We start from the raw sequence: 18,875 nt of genomic DNA on the forward strand, positions 1-18,875 counted from the left end.
CACAGGCCATCCATGGCCTGGGGCGGCTAGCGCGGCATCCCTGCCGCGCTACCCCCTACGCAACGCCTGCGTTCGGCCTCTGGGAAAGGGGCAGGTGGATCAAAGGCAAGATCAAAAGCCACAGCTAAAGCCAAAGCCAAAGCCAAGCGCGTTGTACGCGCTTCTTGTAGCCGCTGCCGCAGGCTGCGATCGGCTGCGCAGCAGACGCAAAACCATCCACCTCGATCTGCCTGATACACCGCGCCGCCTGGCTTGGCGTGCGCTGCGCGCCCGATCGCAGCCTGCGGCAGCGGCTACAGGGAACGTGTTCTCAGACAGGCCGACCGGCAGGTCGCCTCGCGTTGTTTTTGATTTTCTTGCCCCGTCGGGAGGCCGAGTGGAGGTTCTGCGCAGTGGGCAACCCGGCAGGGATGCCGGGTTAGCCGCCCCAGGCCATGGATGGCCTGTGGCGGCGGCCCACGGAGCAGGACCGGAGCGAGGGAATCCGAGCCTTAGCGAGGACCGGACGCTTGGGGCAAGAGCCTTTGGTTACTTTGGGCTCTTCAAAGTGACCCGCCGTAAGGGCGGAACCCTAAGCCGCCGTTACCGCAGCAACGGATATGTACACCCACTTCGCCGTAAGAGCGAAACCGCTAACGGCCGTTACCGCAGCACCGGATCTGTACACAGCCAAGCCCAGGAGTTACTCCCATGAACCCCCAACTCCCTTACGCCTGGGCCAAATCCCAACGCATCCTCCTGCGCCATGGCGAGGAGGGCGCCGTACTCCTGGTCTGCCCCTCGACCCCCGGCTGGTCGATCAGCGAAGCGCGCCGCCAGTTCGGCCCGGCGCGGCTGGAGCGGGTGCGCGACGAAGAACTCGACGGCCTGCTGGCCAGCGCCTATTCCGACACCGGCAGCGCCGCCGCGGTGGTCGGCGCCGCCGAGAACGAGGTCGACCTCGACCGCCTGATGCAGGACATCCCGGAAATCACCGACCTGCTGGACACCCAGGACGGCGCGCCGGTGATCCGCATGATCAACGCCTTGCTGACCCAGGCCGCGCGGGACGAGGCCAGCGATATCCATATCGAGCCCTATGAAAGCCATTCGGTGGTGCGCTACCGGGTCGACGGCACGCTGCGCGACGTGGTCTCGCCGCGCAAGGCCCTGCATGGCGCGCTGGTGTCGCGGATCAAGATCATGGCCCAGCTCGACATCGCCGAAAAACGCCTGCCCCAGGACGGTCGCATTGCCTTGCGCGTGGCCGGGCGGCCCATCGATATCCGCGTGTCCACGGTGCCCACCGGGCACGGCGAAAGGGTGGTGATGCGTCTGCTGGACAAACAGGCCGGGCGCCTGCAACTGGAAACCTTAGGCATGGACCCCCAAGTGCTGGGCAAGCTCGACCACCTGATCCGCCAGCCCCACGGCATCGTGCTGGTCACCGGCCCCACCGGCAGCGGCAAGACCACCAGCCTCTACGCCGCCCTGGCACGGCTGGACGCCAGCACCAGCAATATCCTCACCGTCGAGGACCCGGTGGAGTACGACCTGCCGGGCATCAGCCAGATCCAGGTCAACGCCAAGATCGACATGACCTTCGCCCTGGCCCTGCGCGCAATCCTGCGCCAGGACCCGGACATCATCATGATCGGCGAGATCCGCGACCTGGAAACCGCGCAGATCGCCGTGCAGGCTTCGCTCACCGGGCACCTGGTGCTGGCGACCCTGCACACCAACGACGCGGTGTCGGCGGTCAACCGCCTGATCGACATGGGCGTCGAGCCGTTCCTGCTGGCTTCGTCGATGCTCGGCGTGCTGGCCCAGCGCCTGGTGCGGCGCCTGTGCCCGCACTGCAAGGAAGAAGACCCGACCGCCCCCGGCACCTGGCGCCCGGTGGGCTGCCCGGCCTGCAACCAGGTCGGCTACAGCGGGCGGACCGGCATTCACGAACTGTTCTGCATCGACGACGACATTCGCAGCCTGATCCACCAGGGCGCCGACGAACAGGCGCTGCGCGCCGCCGCGCGTCGCGCCGGGATGTTGAGCATGCGCGAGGACGGCGAGCGCTGGGTGCGCAGCGGCGCCACCGCCCCTGAAGAAATCCTGCGCGTAACCCGGGACGCCTGATGAACCGTTATCGCTACGAAGCCGCCGACGCCCTCGGCAAGATCGAGTCCGGGCACCTGGAAGCCGACAGCCAGAGCGCTGCTTTCGGCGTGCTGCGCAGCCGTGGGCTGACGGCGCTGATGGTGCAGGTCGAGAGCAACACGCCCAAGGCCGGTGGTGGGAGCCTGTTCAGCGCCAAGCTGTCGGACAACGACCTGGCCTGGGCTACCCGCCAGCTGGCCAGCCTGCTGGGCGCCAGCCTGCCGCTGGAAGCGGCGCTGAGTGCCACGGTCGAGCAAGCGGAAAAAAAACACATCGCCCACACCCTCAGTGCGGTGCGCGCCGATGTGCGCAGCGGCATGCGCCTGGCCGAAGCCCTGGCGGCGCGGCCGCGGGATTTCCCGGACATCTACCGGGCACTGATCGCCGCTGGCGAAGAGTCGGGCGACCTGGCCCAGGTCATGGAGCGCCTGGCCGACTACATCGAGGAGCGCAACACCCTGCGCGGCAAGATCCTCACCGCCTTCATCTACCCCGGCGTGGTCGGGCTGGTCTCGGTGGGCATCGTGATCTTCCTGCTCAGCTACGTGGTGCCCCAGGTGGTCAGCGCCTTTTCCCAGGCGCGCCAGGACCTGCCGGGGCTGACCCTGGCGATGCTCAACGCCAGCGATTTCATCCGCGCCTGGGGTTGGTTGTGTTTCGGCGTGCTGGCCGGCGGCTTCTGGAGCTGGCGTATGTACCTGCGCAACCCCCAGGCCCGCTTGAACTGGCACAGCCGGGTGCTGCGCCTGCCACTGATCGGGCGCTTCGTGCTGGGCCTGAACACCGCGCGCTTCGCCTCGACCCTGGCGATCCTCGGCGGAGCCGGGGTGCCGCTGCTGCGCGCCCTGGAAGCGGCGCGCCAGACCCTGTCCAACGACCGCCTGAGCCAGAGCGTCAGCGACGCCACCGCCAAGGTCCGCGAAGGCGTCAACCTCGCCGCCGCGCTGCGGGTGGAAAAAGTCTTCCCGCCGGTGCTGATCCACCTGATCGCCAGCGGCGAAAAAACCGGCGCCCTGCCACCCATGCTCGAACGCGCCGCGCAAACCCTGTCCCGCGACATCGAACGCCGCGCCATGGGCATGACCGCCTTGCTCGAACCACTGATGATCGTGGTCATGGGCGGAGTGGTGCTGGTGATCGTCATGGCGGTGCTGCTGCCGATCATCGAGATCAACCAGCTGGTGCAGTAACGACATCGATTGCCGGCTCGCTTTTCTGTAGGAGCGAGCTCGCTCGCGAAAAAGACTCAAGGCAGCGGGATGTTTCGGGAAGAACCGCGTCAAGGTTCAGGGCCATCGCGAGCAAGCTCGCTCCTACAGGGGAAAGGGTCAGCCCAGGCAACTTTTTTCTGTACTCCATTCATCACCCGAGCGCCGAATCCGCCGAACTCGGGTTCCTCGTTCTGTCATGCACAACCACCCCCAGCGCCCCCAGCCCAAGACCCGCGCCGCGCCTGGCCAAGAGCTGGCAAAAGGCCCCGCGACACCTCGCTGTCACCTGCGTCGAAAAGCCCGTGCCAGGGCCCTCGAACACCCGAGAAAGTTTTTGAAAATCAAGGCCTTTCTCCCGAGGTTTTTTCCTTTATCTGTCACCGGAAACTGCGAACTTCTTACCCATGGCCTCACCCCGCACAACGCTCTCAGAGCAGGGCAGAGGATCTGAGCGCCATGGCGTCATGCAAGAACCATTGACCTCCGTATACACACGACGAAAGGAGATTCTTCATGTTTAAGCGCACTATGATCGCAGCTTCCATGGCCGTAGCGGCTCTGGCTTCGGCCCAATCGATGGCGGCTGTTGTGGGTGGCGGTGCCACTCTGCCACAGAACCTGTACGGCACCACCGCCGGTACCGGCATCCTGGCTTCCTCGACTCCTGGCTTCAACCCTTACATCGGCGTAGGCAGCGGCGCAGGCAAGCAGGCCTTCTTCAACAATGACTCCACCAAGTTCAACCTGGCTGCTGGCATCAACGTCGACTACGCCGGTAGCGACTCGATCGTGAGCCTGACCGAACTTAACGCCTACAACGCCAGCGCCGACAAGGGCCGTGCCTCTTTCGGTCCTTTGATTCAGATCCCGGCCGAAGCCACTTCGGTGACCGTGCCTTACAACGTCGCTGGCCAAACCACGCTGAACCTCACCAGTGCTCAACTGGCCGATATCTTCTCGGGCAAGATCACAAACTGGAATCAAATCGTCTTCGCCGGGGTTGCCGGTCCAAACCTGCCTATCACGGTCGTCTATCGCACCGACGGCAGTGGCACCACCGAAATCTTCACCACTCACCTGAAAGCTGTGAAACCTGCTTCGGTACCTGCCGCCAGCAACAGCTTCGCCACAGCCGTGGGCTTCAACCCGGCCACCAATGCTCCAGCCGGCTCGACCTACGTCGGTGTTTCCGGTAGCGGCGCGATCGCTTCCACCGTGGCCAACACCAATGGCGCCATCGGTTATGTCAGCCCTGACTTCGCCGAGTTCAACAATGCTGCCAAGGTGGCCACAGTCAATGGTTTCCTGCCAACTCAAGTCAACGTGCAAATCACTCTGGATACCGAGTTGCCACCTACCAACCCAGCCAGCGGCAAGGATCCAGCTAACCCTCGGGATTGGGTACCGACCTTCCCCAACCCAAGCACCGGCTACCCAATCGTTGGCTACACCAACCTGATTTTCAGCCAGTGCTACAAGGACGCCGGTGACAACCTGCGTATCCGTAACTTCCTCAACACCCACTACACCGGTGGCAACAACACCACGGTGTCGAGCCACTCCTTCATCCCGCTGTCGGCCGCCTGGCAGTCCGCTGTTCACAACACCTTCTACAACACCACCAGCGCCCTGCGTGTCGGCAACACCAACGTCTGCAACGGCATCGGTCGTCCGTCCTGATACCCCGCCCTCGGCAGGGTTCGCGTAACAGCCGGCAATGGCTCAGGCCATTGCCGGCTTTCTCGTTTCCGCCTGTTGTCGCGTAGATGAACTTTGCATGACAAGAGTTCGGTCGCACCTGCCCATAACCGCCTTAGCAGTAACCCCGCGAATGTTTTGGCGTCGACCGCTGTACCCGCCATTCGCCCGAACCGTAAGAAGGACTCGCAAGTGATGCGCTCTGAGCCGAATCTACCTGTTTCCCGACTCATCAACGCCTCCGCTGTCGCCGGGCAACCGGTGCTGCGACTCAAGCCGCTGGCGCATGCCATTGCCTTGTTGATGCTTGCCGGCACGGCCCAGGCGGCGCAGCCCCAGGCTTTCAGTTCGGGCTGGTTCGGGGCCATGGGCGCGAACCAGGGTGCCGGCGCTGCGCGTCCATCGGTGGCGCAGCCGGCCGGTACGCCACCGCCTCTGGCACAACAGCAGCGGGTCAGCAGTCAACTGCAACGCTCTATGAGCAATCTCAATAACACCGTGGCCGCCATCGCCGCCCAGCAGGCCGCGCAAGCGGCCGGGCGCGCGGCGGCGCTGACCGCTCCACAGACTGTGCATAACGGCCTGGGGAGCAATGGCCTGAATGTGCTGCTCGGGGCCGACGGCAAGCCGCTGTTCGTCAATGCCGAGGGGCCGGTGCAGACCGATGCCAACGGCAAGGCGCTGGTGTCGATCAAGCAGACCGCCGACAAGGCGATTCTCAACTGGGAAACCTTCAATATCGGCCGTGACACCACCGTTGAATTCCAGCAGAACGCCGATTGGGCCGCGCTCAACCGCGTCAACAACAGCACCTCGCCGAGCCAGATCCAGGGCGCGCTCAAGGCCGACGGCACGGTGATGATCCTCAACCGTAACGGCGTGGTGTTCAGCGGCAGCAGCCAGATCAATGTGCGCAACCTGGTGGCTGCGGCCACCACCATCAGCGACGAGCAGTTCAACAACCGTGGGCTGTTCAGCGCCAGCGACAGTGCGCCGACGTTCAGCGACGCCGCTGGCAAGGTGTTGGTGGAGCAGGGCGCGCAGCTGCAGACCCATGCTCCCGGTTCTTCCACCTCCAGCGGCGGTTATGTGCTGTTGCTGGGCAAGGAAGTGGATAACGCGGGCAGCATCAACACCCCGCGGGGCCAGACCGCTCTGGTCGCCGGCGACAGCTTTGTGATCAAGAAAGGCTACAGCACCGACGGCAACCCGACCTCGACCACCCGCGGCAACGAGGTCGTCGCTTCGGGCATCGGCAAGGTCAGCAACCACGGCTCGATCCAGGCGGCTACCGGCGACATCACCCTGAGCGCCCAGGAGGTGCTGCAACAAGGCCTGGCCCTGAGCAGCACCTCGGTGGACGCCCGCGGCACCCTGCATCTGAATGCCCGTGGCAGCGACGCCAAGGTCACCCTGGGCGAGGGCAGTACCAGCGCGATCCTGATCGACAGCAGCACGGCCCTGGACAGCCAGCGGGACGGGTTGCTGACGCCAGCCTTGAACCTGGCTGGCAACGCGACGCCGGCCGATACCTATCGTCGCGACCAGTCACTGGTGGAGATCGCCAGCGGCGGCACCGTGGACTTCCAGAGCGGTTCGATCACCCTGGCCACCGGCGGCCAGGTCGCGGTGAATGCCGGGCAGCGCAGCCTGGTGCGCGACGGTGCGGTGATCGATGTGTCGGGGGCGGTGGGCGTCAAGGTGGCGATGGAGTCCAACAGCGTCAAGGTCAACATCCAGGGCAACGAGCAGCGTGACGCCTCGGTCAACCGCGACAGCAAGAACCTCAACAACAACGATGTCTGGGTCGATGCCCGCGAGCTGGTGCTGGTCCCGGCGGGGACCAACGGCTACGCCACGGATCGCTGGTACACCGCCGGCGGCTTGCTCGAGGTGGGCGGTTATCTGGGCACCCAGCCGCACAACGTCGGCGAATGGATGGCCCAGGGCGGCAGCGTACGCCTGAGCGGCAATGAGGTGGTGACTCAGCAGGGTTCGCAGATCAACCTCTCCGGCGGCACCCTGGACGTGCAGGACGGAATGATCCAGCAGACCTGGCTGCGGACCGCCGATGGCCGGCTGATCGAGTTGTCCAGGGCTCCGGGCGACATTCTCTACAGCGGGCTCTACAAGGGTTTCGAAGAGCACAGCGTGCGCTGGGGCCAGACCGAGTATCACTACAACTCATTGATTGCCCCCCGCGAGCGCTTGGAGCAAGGCTACAGCGTGGGTCGAGACGCCGGCCGCCTGGAAGTCAGCACTCGCCATGCGGTACTCGAAGGGCAGATCGTCGGTGATACCTTCCAGGGCGATCGCCAGACTCAGGCCCCACGCCCGGGGCTCGATGGCTACCAGCAAGGACAAAACGCCGTGGCCCGGGGCGGGCAGTTGGTGGTGGGGGCCTATGTGCCTTACTACGTCAAGGACAGCGCCAGCCTGCAGTACGCCCTGAGTGCCGATGCCAATACCGTCAAGCAAGTGGTGCTGGGGCAGGCCGCGGCGATAGCCAATGGGCTGGACCTGGACACTGTTCTGCCCGATGAGCGCAAGGGCACCTTGTGGCTCGACACCGAGCAGCTCAACGGTTTCCAGCTCAGCAGCATCAAGGTCGCCGCCACCGGCAGCATTCTGGTTGACGGTGCGCTGCAGGTCAGTTCCGGCGGCGATATCACCCTGTATGGGCCACAGGTGCAGGTTGATGCCGACCTGACAGCCCATGGCGGCAGTCTCGCCCTGGGCAATGTGCTGCAGCAGATCACCAGCAATGGCAAGCTCGACACCACCCTGGCGGCGACGGGGGGCAAGCGCGCGACGCTGACAGTTGGCAGTGGCGTCCGGCTGGACGCCAGCGGTCTGTGGAGCAACCTGTTGCTGGACCCCGCCGATGGCAGTCGCTTGCCTTACCTCAATGGCGGCAGCGTCTCGCTGCGCAGCAGCGCCGATGTCGCACTGGAGAGCGGCAGCCTGATCGACGTGTCGTCGGGCGCGGCGCTGATGAGCGACGGCAAGACCCGCGCCGGCAAGGGCGGCAATGTCACCCTGGCGGCCAATGCCAACAGCGCGGCGGCTATCGGTACGCTCACTTTGGACGGTGAGTTGCGCGGCTATGGCGTGAACGGTGGCGGCACCTTGAGCCTGCAGAGCGGCAAGGTGCTGATTGGTGAACGCGCCGCCGACACTGCTGCCGACACCCTGGTGCTGGCCCCGCAGTTCTTCGACAAAGGCTTCGCCGCGTATGACATCACCGGCAATCAGGGTCTGAAGGTGGCCGACGGGGCACAGGTCGAGGTGACCCAACCGGTGTATCTGTTGGGCGATCAGGCCAGGAGTATGGCAACGGGCGCGGACCTGACCTCTGTGCTGGAGCGCTGGCTACCGGAGCTTTACCAGGAAGATCCGATCAAATCCGTACTCGGCCAGCGCCAGGGCGCGAGCATCAACCTGCGGGCCGGCACCTTGCGTTCGAGCGCGGCGGACATGGCCAGTACCCAGCTGGTGGTGGGTAAGGGATCGGCCATCAGTGTCGATCCGGGCCAGTCGATCACCTTGGGCAGCATCGGTCAGTTGACCGTGGACGGTGCATTGAATGCCTGGGGCGGCGCCATCACCTTGAGCGGTATCTCGGTTGCGCCGGATGTGGCCGAAGACGTCGAGAGCGCCGGTCATGGCCGCTCGATCTGGGTGGGGGAACAGGCGGTGCTCGATGTCGCCGCGCGGGCGGCTACCGCGACCGATGCCCTGCGGCGTCGCTACGGGAAGGTGGACGCGGGTGGCAGCATCGTGATCGGCGGGCAAATCGATCCGCAGACCGGTATCGCCAGCGCGGCCAATCAATTCGTGGTGGTGCGTGAAGGCGCGCGCCTGGAGGCTTCCGGCGCCCAGGCCATGGTCGATGTGGCGGGTCAAGGGCCGGTGGCGATTGCCAGCGGCGGCGGCAGTATTTCCCTGGCGTCGAACAACGGTTTGTACCTGGACGGCAGTTTCAGCGCCCACGCTGGTGGCAGCGGCGCGGCGGGCGGCTCACTGAATGTGGCGCTGGAGACACCGCTCTACCGCACCAATGCGTCGCAGCGGGTACGCCAGGCGCGGGAGATGGTGGTTGGCCAGGTCAGCGCCGACAGCCTGCTGCCCGGCGGCGTCGGTCCCGAAGCCGTGCAAGACCGTCTTGCCTATGGCCATGCCCGGCTGGGGATGGAGAAGGTTCAGGAGGGGGGCTTCGATAACCTGTCGCTGCTCAGCAACGGCCTGATCAGTTTCGACGGCACGCTGTCGCTGTCTCTGGGGCAGAGCCTGCAGTTGTATGCCGGTGCCCTGGCGTTGAGCGATGGCGCCGCGACCGGTTCGCGGGTGCAACTGGCCGCGCCTTATGTACGCCTGGCGGGTGTCGGCGCGGTGGATGCGCCTGACCGCTCGATGCGCCCTACAGTGCAGGGTGGAGTTTCGACCCAGGCTTCGACGGGCAGCCTGTTGGTCACGGCGGGTAACGTACTGGATATCCGCGATGGCGTGAGTATCGGTGCCCATGGCACCACCGCCAGCGGCCTGAGCCAGGCCATAGACCGCCGCGCCTTCGACGACACGCAACTGATCAGCCAGGGCGACCTGCGCTTCCTGGCCAGCACCGTCAATACGCGCAATACCAACCTGAGCACCCAGGCCGACCTGCGGCTGGCGGCGGCGCAGATCTACCCGGCCACCGGCGCGGTGGCCCAGGTGCTCGCGGGGTATCGGGGCAATGACCTGGACTACGATCCAGACCGCACCCTGAGCATTGGCCGCACTGGCAGCGTCGATCCGGCGCAACCCTATTCGGTGTTCGGCAAGCTGACCCTTGGTGCGGCCGTCATCGAGCAGGGCGGCGTGCTGCGGGCGCCCCTGGGCAATATTTCCCTGGGCACCCAGGTGGGGATATTGCGCTATACCAAGGAACTCAGCCTGCTGCCGGGCAGCCTGACGTCGGTCAGCGCCGCGGGCCTGACCTTGCCCTATGGCGGCACGGTGGACGGTGTGACCTGGCGTTTCGACGGTCAGCAAGTGGACTTGCTGGGTGTGGGCGGCACCAGTTCCAACGCCAACCTGGTGGTGGGCGCGCAGTTGCTGGGGCAGTCGATCGAGGTGCAGCAGGGCGCGGTACTGGACCTCTCCGGGGGTGGCCAGTTGCTGGGCGCGGCATTCGTTTCCGGACGCGGCGGTTCGACCGATGCGCGCTATAACCCCTTGGTGCAGTTCGGCGCCGATGGCCGCTTTACTTTGCCGGGGCTGGATACCAATCCGGTGTACGCCATCGTGCCCGGGGTCCAGGCGAATGTCGCGCCCAGCGGTGGCGAGGCGGGGGCGACAACGCCCTTGGTGGGCCAGCAGATCAGCATCGACGCGGGCGTCCCCGGCTTGCCGGCGGGCACCTACACCTTGCTGCCTTCGACCTATGCCTTGCTGCCGGGGGCGTTCCGGGTCGAGATCAATGGCTTGGCCGCGCCATTCGGCGTGACCGCGCTGACCCGCGGCGCGGTCATGAGCAACGGTTCGTGGTCCAGAGCGGGCCGGCTGTCCGTCGCCCAGACCGGGATTCAGGATGCCTTTAGCCGCCAGGTGATCCTGACCCCGGCCGCGGTGCTGCGCAGTTACTCGCAATACAACGAAACCCCGTATGCCGATTTTGTCCGTAGCGATGCCGCGCGCCAGGGCGTGCCTCGCGCAGCACTGGAGGCCGATGGCAAAACCTTGCGGGTCAGCCTGATCGCCGGCCAGAACGGTTCTCCCAACGGTTTCGAGTTCGCTGGGGTAGCACGTTCGGCGGCGGCCGAAGGCGGTTTTGGCGCGAGCCTGGAGGTGATGTCCAGCGGCAGCGCCATCGAGATTCTGCCGGCCGGGGCCACTGCCAGCGGCAACGGGGTGGCGTTCCATGCCGATGATCTGAACGCCATTGGCACGGCCCGCATGAGCATTGGCGGAGCGCCGACCGTGGTGTATGGCCAGGGCGGCAATTTTGTTGGCTTCGATGCGAACCGTGCCGCCGAGTCGGTGACGTTGCGCCAGGGCGCGACCTTGTCGGCCCCTGAAGTGTTCCTCGTTTCCGGCCTGCCCAGTGGCGCGATTCAAATCGAGCAGGGCGCATCGATCAACACCCTGGGGCGTGGCGAAGCGGCCTACGACTCCACCGATGGTTTCATCTACCAACCCGGACTTCGCAGTGTGCTGGCCGTCTCCAACGGTGTGCTGCAAATGCTCGCGCCGACCGAGGGTGATATTTCCCGAGGGCCTGGCAGTATCTTGATCGGGGACTGTGCACAGGCTACCTGCCAGGGCGAAACCACGCTGTACTCCCAAGGCACCATTGCCTTCGCCACCACCAACACCTTCAGGTTGGGCGACGCGGTGCGTTACGGCACCCGTCACCTGGCGCTGGCGGTCGGTGGGATCAATGTCGGCAGTCCAGAGGCGTTGGCCGCCGCCCAGGCGCGCAATGCACTGCCGTCGGGGCTGACCCTCAACCAGGAGGTCATGAACCGCTTGCTGCGCGGCGATATCGCCAGTGGGGCGCCGGCGCTGGAAACCCTGTCGTTGACCGCCGGCCAGTCATTGAATTTCTACGGCAGCACCACCCTGAGCACCCTGGACAGCAACGGCCAGTCGATGCTCGACAACCTGATGCTCAGCACCCCGGCGATCTACGGCGCCGGCGCGGCCGGCGATGTGGCGTTGATCCAGACCGGTAACTTGATCTGGAACGGGGTCGCCGGTACGCCCGCCGCGGTGATTGCCAACGGCGCCGGCGCCGGCAGCGGCACCCTGGAAATCCGGGCCCGGCGCATCGAATTCGGCTATGGCCCCAACACTCAGCCCGATCCTTTGGCCGACTACGCCCGCCTGGCCCTGGGCTTTGCCAACGTCAATCTCAGCGCCAGCGAACGCCTGACCGCTAACCATAAGGGCAGCCTGGCGGTGTACCAGTCCCAGGGTGCCTATGAAGCCGGCAAGGGCTTCGCCTACAGCGGCGGCAACCTGAATATCAGCACGCCGTTGCTCACCGGCGAGGCCGGTTCGGTCAATCGCCTCACGGCGGGGGGCGACCTGCGTTTGAGCCGCGCGCCGGGTCAGCAGGCGGCCTTGCCGGCCATCGACAGCCTTGGCGCTGAAGTGTTGCTGGCCGGTAACAACGTCGAACTGGACAGCGCCGTGGTCCTGCCTAGCGGCAAGCTGACGGTCAATGCCGAGCATGCCTTGAACCTGACCGACAGCGCACAGCTGGACCTGGCCGGGCGCCAGGTCACCTTCAACGAAGTCAGCCAATACAGCTGGGGCGGCGATGTGATCCTGCAAAGCCGCGAGGGCGATATCCGCCAGGCGGCGGGATCGCGGATCGACTTGTCGGCAGAGAACAACCACGGTGGCAATCTGAAAGTGCTGGCGGTGGGCGAGGGCGGCGGTCAGGTGGATCTGCAAGGCGCGCTGCTCGGCGCCAGCAGCGGGTATTACGACGCCGGCGGCACCCTGATGCCCTACAAGGCCGGCAGCGTCGATATCCGCGCTCAGACCCTGGGGGATTTCGCCGCGCTCAACCAGCGCCTCAACCAGGGCCAGGTGTTCGGTGCCCGCAGCTTCCAGATCAAGCGCGGCGACCTGACCATCGGCAACGAACTCAAGGCCGGCGAAGTCAACGTGTCCGTGGACAACGGCCAGTTGACGGTGCTGGGCAGCATCGACGCCAGTGGCGAGCGGGTCGGCAGCATTCGCCTGGCCGCCAGCCAGGGCCTGACCCTGGCCGGCAGCTCGGTGCTCGATGTCCACGGCACGGCCCTGCGGGTCGACAGCTACGGCAAGATCATCGATTCGCCGAACCGTGCGCTGGTCGAACTCAACTCTGGCCAGGGCCAATTGACCCTGGCCGACGGCGCACGCATCGACCTGCGCCATGGCACCTCGGTCGCTGCCGGTACGGCGCCTGGCCAGTACGACGGCCAGGCCCGCGGGACGCTGGAGCTCAATGCCCCGCGCCTGGATGCCAACGATCCGACCCTGGGCGATATCGCCATCGACGCCGGTGGCCGGCTGAACATCCTGGGGGCTCGCTCCATAGCAGTGAACGGCACCGCCCGTTACACCGATGCCCCCGAGGGCACGGCGCCGGCCGCCAGCGGTCGGCCGTACCAGGTGATCGATCAGGCCTACCTGGACGCCAAGCATCAGGACAGCCAGCGCTTTATCGACAATGCCCTGGGCAATGCCAGCTTGATGAACGGCAAGCTGGCCGGTTTGAACAACGCCAGCTATGCCGACGCCTTCCACCTGCGCCCGGGGCTGGAGATCGTCACCCAGGGCGATCTGGTGATCAGCGGTGACCTGGACCTCTCCGGCTATCGCTATGCCAGCGTCAATCCCCATGCGCAGAAAACCGCGGTGTATGGCTCCGGCGAACCGGGCAACCTGGTGATTCGCGCCGGTGGCAACCTGGATATCTACGGCAGCATCAACGACGGTTTCGCGCCGCCACCGCCGACCCCGGACGATGCCGGCTGGGTCTTGACCCCCGGTCGCCAGGCCTTTGGCGGCGACGTGGTGGTGCCGGGGCCGGGGGTGACGCTGGCCGACGGTAGCCTGTTCCCGCCCGGCAAGACCCTCAACTACGCGTTGCCGATCAAGCCGGTACGCCTGGCGCAGGGGACCGTGCTGCCGGTCGAGGCGACCCTGCAGGCCCCGCTGGAACTGCTGGCCGGCACCGTGCTGCAAGCAGCGGTGCGCGACAGCGCCGGCAATCAGGTGTATGCCGCCGGCACCCTGATCCGCGAGGCCGTGACCCTGGCCAGCGGCATGACCCTGGACGCTGGAACGCGACTGCCCCGTGCGGCCTCGCTGGGCGCCATGACCTGGCCGGCCGGGGTGCCGTTGCCGAGACGCGACAGCTTTGGCCCGAACAACCCGGACGGCGTGCAACTGGCCGGCTCGCTGGCGCTCAAGGTGGGCGCGTTGATTCCGTCGGAAACCGATATCAAGTTGCCGTCCGGGGTGATTTCGGTGCCCCTGCGCACAGTGACCGGCGGGCGCCAGGGCAGTAACTGGGCCGTCGCTCCGTTGTTGCCGGAAGGCTCGTTGTCCTGGTCGATGCGCCTGGTGTCGGGGGCCGATACCCAGGCCGCCGACACCCGGGCGATCAAACCGGTGATGGCTGGCGACCTGACCTTGGCCGATACCCATTACGCGGTCCTCGAGGGGCACGAGACCATTATTATTCCGGGAACTCCGGAGCGTCCGGCGGGGGCCTGGTTCTGGAACGAGCTGGGGGTGTTGATCGACCCGAGTTTCGTCGAAGGCACACGGGTCGCGCCGGCGGATGAGTCCTGGTGCGCCGAAGGTATGTGCAATCGCTTCAACTATGTGTGGAACGACCTCGGGGTGTTGATCGACCCTGGCTTTGTCGAGGGAACACCGGTTCTGGCGGAATATGAATCCTGGTGTGCAGAAGGCCTGTGTACCTCGTTGGGCGAAGCCATCCCCGGCACGCCGGAGCAGGTCATCGTCGGCCCGGTGAACAGAGTGACGCCAGTCACCCAGCACTTCAGCGTATTGCGCACCGGGACCGGGGATCTGGACCTGCTGGCGGCGGGTAATGTGGCCATGCAGTCGTCATATGGGGTCTATACCGCCGGGGCTTCGACGGCCGCACGAGCCGGCGATCTGCAGGCTGCTTTCGATCAGGCGCGCAGTCGGGGCAGCGATGGCAGTGTGCTGGGCAGTGCAGGGGCTGCTTACGAAACCCTGGTCAACGAGGGCCTAGGGAGTCTGTATGCTGCCTGGTACCCGGATCAGGGCGGCAACCTGCTGTTGCGTAGCGGTGGCAGTCTGACCGGCGATGTGTTCAGCAGCTACACCCTTCCGCGTAACGAGAATGCTCGTACTCAATTGGCCAGTTCTAACCTGGGCAATTGGCTCTGGCGTCAGGGGACGGGCGACACGGCCGGGGTTACACCGATTCCTGCCAGTTGGTGGATCAACTTCGGTACTTATGTGAGTGGCCGCGGAGGCGAGAACACCGGTAATCCCGATAGCAGCTTGATTGCGCAGTTGCCAATGCTGGTGGGCTTTACCGGTATCGGCACCTTGGGTGGCGGCAATCTGACCCTGGACGTGGGGGGGGATGCCGGCTTGCTCAGCCGTCGTGGTGCTCCGGACGCGGTTTCCTCGCCACGCAGTCAGGGGCTGGTGCTGGCGGTGGGCAGCAGCGGCCGAGTGACCCCGACAGGCGAGTTGTTGCTGACCGGAGGTGGCGATCTGGATGTGCGCGTCGGTGGCGGTCTGAACCCCGGATTGTCGGCTCGGGCCGCCACCACTACATCATCGATTACTAATCCGCTCTCCACCGACTACACCCAGCAGGATCTGCGTCTGAACGGAGTCTTGAGCAACCTGCGTGGCGCGCTCGGCCTGCAAGCCTCTAGCCTGGGGGGGATTGCCTTGAACTATGGCAGTCTCGCGCTATCCAACGACCGCAAGGAGACCCGCGCCTACGATCCGTTCAATGCGTCCCTGGGCACCGCGACAGGGGGCATGGTGTTGATGCTCGGCGACGCCACGGCCAGCTTGGCCACCCGTGGTGACCTGGTGCTGGCCGGTACGGGCGACCCAGGGCGGACGTCTACTGAAAACGCCTTGGCATTCACCTATGACGGTACTTCTTATGGAACGGGGGGCTATGGCTGGTTCTCGCTGTGGACCGATAGCACTGCGATCAACCTGTTTTCGGCGGGTGGCAATCTGACCCCGAGTGTGCAGGCCGGTGATCTAGGCAATAACGGTCAACCTATTGGCAACCGCAACAGCTCGCCGACCGATGGCCGATTCATCTTCCCTTCGCAATTGAGCGCAGTTGCCGCCAGTGGCGATGTGTTTATCGGCGGCTCGGCGTTGGGGGGTACGAGTAACAACTCGCAGTACTCGTTGCTGTTGGCGCCGTCGACCCAGGGTCGCCTGGAAGTGCTGGCCGGGGATTCGATTTATGCCGGCGGGTATGCCATCAACCAGTCTGGAGCCTCTCTGAGCGCGATGCCCACGCCTTTTACACCGGCATTCGCGGGTTGGGGTATGGACCCTAATAACCCCATAGCTAACCCCATAGTGACTAATCTGAGCAGCGACGGCATTACGATCCCGAACACCAAGGCCGAGTTTTCGCTGTTTGCCTTTGGTTCCAATACCGCCAGCAATCAGTTTGCCAGCCGTGACGCGGCGCGCTTTTATGCGGTTGGCGGGGATATAGTCGGGTTGCGCAGTGGTGAAATACTGAACTTCACCGCCGGTTCACGGCTTGGACAAACCTGGTACGAAGCGGCCGGGCCGGTGTGGATGAAGGCGGGGCGCGATATTGTCAACTCGGGAACTGCTTTGGGCGAGCCGACAGGGATCCCCAACATCATCGCCAGTTCACTGGAGGATAGGTCCGGTAGCGGCACCAGCAGCGGCAACCTGTTTGTCCATAACAACCCCAGCGATATCTCCATCGTTTCTGCTGGCCGCGACCTGCTGTTCAGCTCCTTCAACGTCGCCGGCCCCGGCACGCTGGAGATCAGCGCCGGACGCAATATCCTGATGCAGGACAAGGCCTCGGTGAGCAGTCTCGGTCCGGTGGTGGCCGGCGACTCGCGGCCTGGCGCCAGCATCGTCATGCAGGCCGGGGTTGGGGCCGCCGGCCTGGATTACCTGAAGTTCGTCACGCCCTATCTGGACCCGAGCAATCAGGCCGAGGCCGGCGTGCCGCTGGCCGAGCAACGGGGCAAAGTCGCCAAGACCTATGAAGCGCAATTGTTGCAGTGGCTCAAGGAGCACTTTGCCTTCGAGGGTTCCGGCGACGAGGCGCGGGGCTACTTTGCCAGCTTGCCGGCGGAGCAGCAGCGGGTCTTCGCCCGTCGCGTCTACTTCGAGGAACTGCGTGAGGGCGGCCGCGAATACAACGATGCCAACGGCCCGCGTTTCGGCAGCTTCCTGCGCAGTCGCAATGCGATCGCTTCCTTGCTGCCAACCAAGGATGTGGCGGGCAACCCGATCGTTTACGACGGCGACATAACCATGTACGGCGGCGCGGGCGTACACACCCTGTTTGGCGGCGATATCCAGATGCTCACCCCGGGCGGGCAGCAGGTATTCGGCATCGAAGGTGAAGCGCCGCCGGCCACCGCCGGGGTCATCACCCAGGGCGCCGGCGATATCCAGTTGTATTCCCAAGGCAGCATCCTGCTGGGGCAGAGCCGGGTCATGACCACCTTTGGCGGGTCGATCCTCGGCTGGTCGAACGCCGGCGACATCAACGCCGGGCGCGGCTCCAAGACCACCGTGATTTACACCCCGCCCAAGCGGATCTACGACAACTGGGGCAATGTCACGCTGTCGTCGAACGTGCCGAGCTCGGGGGCGGGGATCGCCACCCTGGCGCCGATTGCCGAGGTGCCCGCCGGGGATATCGACCTGCTGGCGCCCTTGGGCACCATCGACGCCGGCGAGGCGGGGATCCGGGTGTCGGGCAACGTCAATATCTTCGCCTTGCAAGTGGTCAACGCGGCGAATATCCAGACCCAGGGCAAGTCCTCGGGGATTCCGGTGGTGGCGTCGGTCAACACCGGGGCCCTGACGTCGGCCAGTTCGGCGGCGTCTTCGGCGACCCAGGCCGCCGAGGATGTGGCGCGCCAGCAGCAGGCGGCGGCGCGGCAGAACATGCCGTCGGTGTTTAGCGTGCAGGTGCTGAGTTTCGGCCAGGAACGCCTGGCGCCGACCCAGGATGGCGCCAGCCGGGCCAACCCCGGTTACAACCCGGACAGCCCGGTGCAGGTGCTGGGCGCCGGGCCGCTGAGCGATCAGGCGCGCCAGCAGTTGACCGAGGAGGAGCGGCGGCAACTGACCTTATAGGTTCTCTCGTGGCAACACAGTTCGGGGCGATCGTTGATCGCCCCTTTTTTGTCTGCACCTCTAGCGATGGTCGGTCGCCGCCTTTGCGACGATTTATGATTTAGGTAGTGGCAAATTAATGGCATTGCACATTATCCTGCGCCACCCGAATACGCCTGGCGGCGTCGGGCGACCTTGTTTTCTGAATCGGAACTGGATGGATGCCAATGATTGAAGTCGCCATGAAATACCTGAAACTCGCAAGCTTGCTGCTGGTTGCCACGACCTTGTTCGGCTGCGCCACCAGCCGTTCGGTGGTGGATATCGATGGACCTGAAGTGTCCAGTGGCAACGGCCAGAAGGTGGTGATCAATGTGCTCGACGAGCGTCGTTTTGAAGCCGATCCGCGCAGTGCCGACATTCCTTCGCTGAAGAATGGCGAGATCGACGACAAGGCGATCACCGAGCGCGCGATTGCGCGCAAGCGCAATAGCTATGGCATGGGCCTGGGCGATGTGCTGTTGCCGGAGGGCGTCAAGGTTAGCGCGCTGATTGCCAAGAGCATCGGCGCAGCCTATGGCAAAGCCGGTTATCAAGTGGTGCCGAGCACCGAGCAAGCGCCGGATGCCAGGACCATCACCGTGCATGTGGTCGAGTTCTGGTCATGGATGTCGCCGGGTGCGTTCTCCGTTGCGGTGAACAACAAATCGCACCTGAAGGTGGACACCGGTAGCGCGTCCGCGCCTGTCGAGGTCAAGACCTTGAAACGCGAAGGCATGCAGATGATTACCGAGAATGACTGGAAACTGATCACCGAGGCTGGTTTGCAGGCCATCAGCGAGTCCATGGCCAAGCAGCTCTGAATCCAGGGTTGTTCAATTGTCGGGCGCCCGCAGGCTGATGGGGGCCCGAGCGCTTAGTTTCCCGACGCTTGCTCTGTAGCCGCTGCCGCAGGCTGCGATA

5 protein-coding genes are annotated in these 18,875 nt (G+C 65.1%); all 5 read left to right on the top strand.

Annotated features, from left to right (window positions below):
• The first annotated feature begins 690 nt into the window (after positions 1–690).
• The 5 genes from gspE (at position 691) to CXQ81_RS16320 (ending at position 18,775) form a co-directional block, all read left to right on the top strand.
• Complete coding sequence (gene gspE, locus CXQ81_RS16300; RefSeq protein ID WP_007928981.1) at positions 691–2,112, top strand: type II secretion system ATPase GspE; 1,422 nt, start codon at positions 691–693, stop codon at positions 2,110–2,112.
• The gene (gspF, locus tag CXQ81_RS16305) at positions 2,112–3,323 is read left to right on the top strand and encodes a type II secretion system inner membrane protein GspF (protein WP_101337814.1); all 1,212 of its coding nucleotides are present in this window, start codon (positions 2,112–2,114) and stop codon (positions 3,321–3,323) included. Before gspE ends, gspF begins: the two co-directional genes overlap by 1 nt.
• A 534-nt stretch (positions 3,324–3,857) precedes the next feature.
• A complete protein-coding gene (locus CXQ81_RS16310) occupies positions 3,858–5,024 on the top strand; it encodes a phosphate ABC transporter substrate-binding protein PstS (protein WP_101337815.1) in 1,167 nt (388 codons plus the stop codon).
• 213 nt (positions 5,025–5,237) lie between these two features.
• Positions 5,238–17,933 (top strand): filamentous haemagglutinin family protein, encoded by a 12,696-nt coding sequence (locus tag CXQ81_RS16315; protein ID WP_101337816.1) that lies wholly within the window; start codon positions 5,238–5,240, stop codon positions 17,931–17,933.
• Between the two features lie 206 nt (positions 17,934–18,139).
• The gene (locus CXQ81_RS16320) at positions 18,140–18,775 is read left to right on the top strand and encodes a flagellar biosynthesis protein (RefSeq protein WP_256593353.1); all 636 of its coding nucleotides are present in this window, start codon (positions 18,140–18,142) and stop codon (positions 18,773–18,775) included.
• Positions 18,776–18,875 lie beyond the last annotated feature (100 nt).

Source organism: Pseudomonas sp. 09C 129 (assembly GCF_002843625.1).
Classification (GTDB): Bacteria; Pseudomonadota; Gammaproteobacteria; order Pseudomonadales; family Pseudomonadaceae; genus Aquipseudomonas; species Aquipseudomonas chlororaphis.

Coding starts and splice junctions, on each gene's coding strand:
- gspE (WP_007928981.1), top strand. CDS start 691: ATGAACCCCCAACTCCCTTACGCCTGGGCCAAATCCCAACGCATCCTC.
- gspF (WP_101337814.1), top strand. CDS start 2,112: ATGAACCGTTATCGCTACGAAGCCGCCGACGCCCTCGGCAAGATCGAG.
- CXQ81_RS16310 (WP_101337815.1), top strand. CDS start 3,858: ATGTTTAAGCGCACTATGATCGCAGCTTCCATGGCCGTAGCGGCTCTG.
- CXQ81_RS16315 (WP_101337816.1), top strand. CDS start 5,238: ATGCGCTCTGAGCCGAATCTACCTGTTTCCCGACTCATCAACGCCTCC.
- CXQ81_RS16320 (WP_256593353.1), top strand. CDS start 18,140: ATGATTGAAGTCGCCATGAAATACCTGAAACTCGCAAGCTTGCTGCTG.